This is a genomic window from Prosthecobacter sp., from assembly GCF_029946185.1.
In the GTDB taxonomy this organism is placed as follows: Bacteria; Verrucomicrobiota; Verrucomicrobiia; order Verrucomicrobiales; family Verrucomicrobiaceae; genus Prosthecobacter.
The window spans coordinates 1-4659 of record NZ_JAQSEA010000106.1 but is presented as its reverse complement, the minus strand read 5'-3'; the positions used below and the strand labels follow the sequence as shown (position 1 = coordinate 4659).

The 4659-nt window shown below is 58.2% G+C and carries 5 protein-coding genes and 1 pseudogene; all 6 read left to right on the top strand.

Going from position 1 to position 4659, the window contains the following annotated elements; genetic code table 11:
* A partial coding sequence (locus PSV43_RS08335; protein WP_300195503.1) for a helix-turn-helix transcriptional regulator occupies positions 1–618 on the top strand: 618 nt, incomplete at its 5' end.
* A 44-nt stretch (positions 619–662) separates the two neighbouring features.
* Positions 663–773, top strand: a pseudogene (locus PSV43_RS26140) (hypothetical protein); the annotation flags it as partial.
* 205 nt (positions 774–978) lie between these two features.
* The gene (locus PSV43_RS08325; protein ID WP_300195498.1) at positions 979–1464 is read left to right on the top strand and encodes a hypothetical protein; all 486 of its coding nucleotides are present in this window, start codon (positions 979–981) and stop codon (positions 1462–1464) included.
* A 250-nt stretch (positions 1465–1714) separates the two neighbouring features.
* Entirely contained in the window at positions 1715–2317 is a 603-nt protein-coding gene (locus tag PSV43_RS08320) for a LemA family protein (RefSeq protein ID WP_345784657.1), read from the top strand.
* Positions 2318–2330: 13 nt separating this feature from the next.
* A complete protein-coding gene (locus PSV43_RS08315) occupies positions 2331–3419 on the top strand; it encodes a M48 family metallopeptidase (RefSeq protein ID WP_300195493.1) in 1089 nt (362 codons plus the stop codon).
* Between the two features lie 5 nt (positions 3420–3424).
* Positions 3425–4659, top strand: a 1235-nt coding sequence (locus tag PSV43_RS08310) for an HAD-IC family P-type ATPase (RefSeq protein WP_300195490.1), incomplete at its 3' end; no start/stop codon positions are given.

Below are 4659 nucleotides of genomic sequence, written 5' to 3'. Positions count from 1 at the left end.
ATGTCATGCATCGCCTGCAATCAGTTCAAGGGCAGCGACCTTTCTTCTCTGGATCACCCTATTTTGCCTTTTTGCTTTTTTGACATTAGGGTGTCTAAAGAGGCGCTTAAATCATTCATTTTGAGAAAGAAAGGTTTATTTGATCAGCCAAGGACTCTTGGTGAACATCTGCGCAATCGGAGGCTGGAACTGGGGTTCCGACAGGAGGATGTGGCGGTCCAACTTGGCACATTGCGTGAGGTTTATGAGCGTTGGGAGCGGGATGAACGGACACCAGTTGTGTCTGAGTGGCCAGGCATCCTTTCATTCCTTGGGTACTATCCTGATCCTGAGGAGACCACCGCCAACCTCGTTTTGAAGACGCGACGTTATCGCGGCATGGATCAAAAGAGACTGGCGCAGGTCATCGGCGTCATCCATCAAAGGCTTCGGGACTGGGAACTTGGCAAGAGCCAACCAACTGCCGAGCAAATCAACCAACTGAAGCAAATCGCAGGAGAGCTGTTACCTTCTTACGGCAACCGCCAGCCGCAGCTTCATAATCCAAGAGCCTCCTCAGAGGACTCGTGCTACACTCCGAAAACAGCGAAGCACAACATTACACCAATTTCTCCTTAACTGCCTTTGCCACGGCGCTGCTGCGGCTGATCGCCTCGGGGTTTGGCGTCATTCCATTGAGTGTTGCCGTGGTCCTGCATGAGGGAAGCACCATCGTCGTCGTCTTGAACGCCCTGCGGCTTCTCGCCTGGCACGAGCCCGCCGCCGTCACCTGACGCGTCATTCGAACGGACGAAAAGCGGATGATTGCGCGATCAGTTGGTCGTGTGCTCGGCTTTAAGTGGGGGTTTACCCCATAGCGCAGTTGCATTCCACGGCGCAGGCTGGGTCCGTTCCTCCGTGCCATTGGCGGTGCGGTTGACGCCTCAAACGCGGCATCGAACCGATCCGCAAAACCAAACACAACGATCCCACACGCCTATGAAAACCCCAAAGAACACTTCTCTGGCCATCCACTCATCCTTCGCGCTGGCTTTGGCCCTGGCCATCTGGTCCCCCAGCCAGGTCATCTCCGCCGAGCCTGAGAAGGCTGAGATGAAGATGCACGGAAAGATGATGAACAAGACCGCTCCCAGCCAGAGCTGTAAGGCCATGATGGAGCAGATGAAGAAAGTCATGGAGGAAACGAAAAAACAGGACGCGGAACTCGCCACGCTGGTCGCCGGCATGAACAGCGCACCTGAAGACAAGAAGCTGGACCTGATGGCCGCCATCGTCACACAGATGTCTGAGCGACAGGCCGCCATGCACGCACGGAAGGCGGAGATGGAAAAGAAGATGACTCAACACATGATGGAGCACATGGAGATGGGCAAGGAATCCATGTCAAAGTGCCCGATGATGAAGATGAAAGGCACGGACGATAAACCCGAAGCCAGCCCCGAGCAGAAGCCAACGGCACCCTGATGATGACTGGACGCCACAGCAGTCTGTGGCGTCTTTGCCATTGAATCCGCCGCTTCCGACCCTGGTCAGTCTCCTGACGGGGTGTCCGGTCGCTGCACAACCAAAGGAATGACATGATGAATCATACAGACGGATGGACGGGCGGAGGGATGTGGTTTGGAAGCGTGCTCGCTGTCGTGATCGTGGTCCTGCTGGTCGTCGTGATTGGCAAGCTTTCCAAGAAATAGACCACACAAGAAAATACATTATTATGAATACACTATTGATCGTCCTCACCGTGCTGGCCGCGCTGGCATTGGTCGCCGCGTTGTTCGTGGTCGGCATCTACAACAAACTTGTTGGCCTGCGCAACCGCTTCAAAAACGCCTATGCGCAAATTGATGTGCAGCTCAAGCGGCGCTACGACCTGATTCCCAATCTGGTCGAGACTGCGAAAGGTTATCTTAAACACGAAAGTGGCACGCTCGAAGCCGTCGTCGCCGCGCGCAATGCTGCCGCGTCCGCCAACGCAGGCGCAGCCGCCAACCCCGGCGATCCGGCCGCCATGCAGAAGCTCGCCAGCGCCGAAGGCACGCTCTCCGGCACGCTCGGTCGCCTGTTCGCCCTCTCCGAGGCGTATCCCGACCTCAAAGCAAACACGACCATGCTGAGCCTGATGGAGGAACTGACTTCAACGGAAAACAAAGTCTCCTTTTCCCGGCAGGCCTATAACGACTCGGTGATGGCCTACAACACGCAGCGGGAGGTCTTCCCTAGCAGTCTCATCGCCGGCACATTCCACTTCACCGCCGCCGAGTTATTCGCCATTGAGGAGGCGGCACAAAAGGAAGCGCCGAAGGTCTCGTTCTCCTGAAGAGGGTTGGCCCATGGACTTTTTCGCACATCAGGACAAGGCCAGGAAAAACACGAAGGTGCTGGTGGTTTACTTCGTGATCGCCATCGCGTGCATCATCGCGTCGGTTTACATCGCCAGCCTGCTGATCTTCTACGGCGTCCACGCCAAACAGCAGCCTGGTGTCCCGCTATCCGAGTTCGTGCTGTGGGATCCCAAGCTCTTCCTCAACGTCATGCTGGGCACGCTCGGAGTCGTCGCCATCGGCAGCCTCTACAAAACCGCCGCACTGGCTAAGGGCGGCAGTGCCGTCGCGGAATCATTCGGCGGACGGCTCGTCAGTTCCAACACGACCCATCCCGAAGAGCGCAAATTGCGGAATGTAATCGAGGAAATGGCCATCGCCGCCGGCGTGCCCGTCCCGAAGATTTATGTGCTCGACGACGAAAAAGGCATCAACGCGTTTGCCGCAGGCCACGCACCGGGCGACGCCGCCATCGCGGTCACACGCGGTTGCATGACCTTGCTCAACCGCGATGAATTGCAGGGTGTCATCGGCCACGAGTTCAGTCACATCCTCAATGGTGACATGCGTCTGAACTTGCGGATCATGGGCGTCATCTTCGGCATCCTGTGCCTCGCGGTCATTGGGCGGATACTGATTTACTCGCGTGGAGGTAGAGACCGGAATCCGCTGATGCTCCTGGGACTGGCCCTCATCGTCATCGGTGCCATCGGCGTCTTCTTTGGCCGACTCATTCAGGCCGCACTCAGCCGACAACGTGAATTTCTAGCCGATGCGTCCTCGGTGCAGTTCACCCGCAATCCGGCTGGACTCTCCAGCGCGCTGCAAAAAATCGGCAGCGTCGGCTCGCAGCTTGAATCTCCCCGTGCCGGGGAAGCCAGCCACATGTTCTTTGGTAACGGATTGGGCGAACCATTCTTCAGGATGCTAGCAACACACCCGCCCTTGGCCGAGCGCATCCGCGCCATTGATCCAAGTTGGGACGGAAAATTCAAGAATGTCAGCGGCGCACCAGTTGGAAACGATGCTTCGGGCGGGGCGGCGGTTCGGCATGGCATTGGAGTGCAAACCCAACACGAGTTCCAAACCAAGGAGTGATTTTTATGAAACCTAGCGACCATCCGACCGAGAAATCAGATACAACCACAAACAAACCCGAAACCAAGCCGGCGCGCGATGAGGTGGCGAAGAAGGCCTACGCCCTCTATGAAAAAGAGGGGCGTCCGCAAGGGCACGCCAAGCAGAATTGGTTGGCGGCTGAAGCCGAGATGTCGGGCCACGGCTCGGATGAACATTCCTGTTGTGGTGGCAAGACGAATGCTGATGCTCACAATCATGACCACAGCGCTGCGGACGTGAAGCCTTCGGCTGCGGCGAAATACTTCTGCCCGATGTGTCCCGGCGTGGTATCGGACAAGCCGGGTGACTGTCCCAAATGCGGCATGGCCTTGGAGCGCAACCCCTCATGGAAGCCGGAGGCAAAGACCATCTATACCTGCCCGATGCACCCGGAGGTGCAGCAGGATCATCCCGGCGATTGTCCAAAGTGCGGCATGCCGCTGGAGCCGATGACCGCGAATGGAGGCGCTGACGAGGAGGAGGAGAACGCGGAGCTGAATGACATGACGCGACGGTTCTGGATCGGCGCGGCGCTGACCCTGCCGGTGTTCCTCCTTGCGATGGCGCACATGATTCCGGCGCTCGGACGGCAGCCGTGGGTGATGGGAGATGTTTCACGCTGGATTCAATTTGGTCTGACCACGCCTGTCGTCTGGTGGGCGGGCTGGCCGTTCTTCAAGCGCGGCTGGCGCTCCCTCATGACGATGAACCTCAACATGTTCACGTTGATCGCCATCGGTGTTGGCGCGGCGTTTGTGTTCAGCGCCGTGGCGATGCTGATGCCCGAGGCGTTCCCGCATTCGATGAGTCATGGCGGCAAGGTCGGCATTTATTTTGAAGCCGCTGGGATGGTCACGGTGTGGGTGCTGCTGGGTCAGGTGCTGGAACTGCGCGCCCGCAGTCGCACCGGCAGCGCGATCAAAGCGCTGCTCAATCTGGCACCGCCCACGGCGCGCAAGGTCGTCTCCGGCGGTGATCAGGAAGTCCCACTCGATCAAGTGCAGGTCGGCGATCAATTGCGTGTTGTCCCTGGAGACAAGGTGCCGGTGGATGGCGTGATTGTCGAAGGTCACTCCAGCGTGGAGGAATCCATGGTCACGGGCGAACCCCTCCCCGTGGAGAAAGCCAAAGGCGACCAAGTCACCGGTGGCACGGTGAATGGCGCGGGCAGTTTCATCATGCGCGCCGAGCGAGTGGGCAACGACACCCTGCTGGGGCA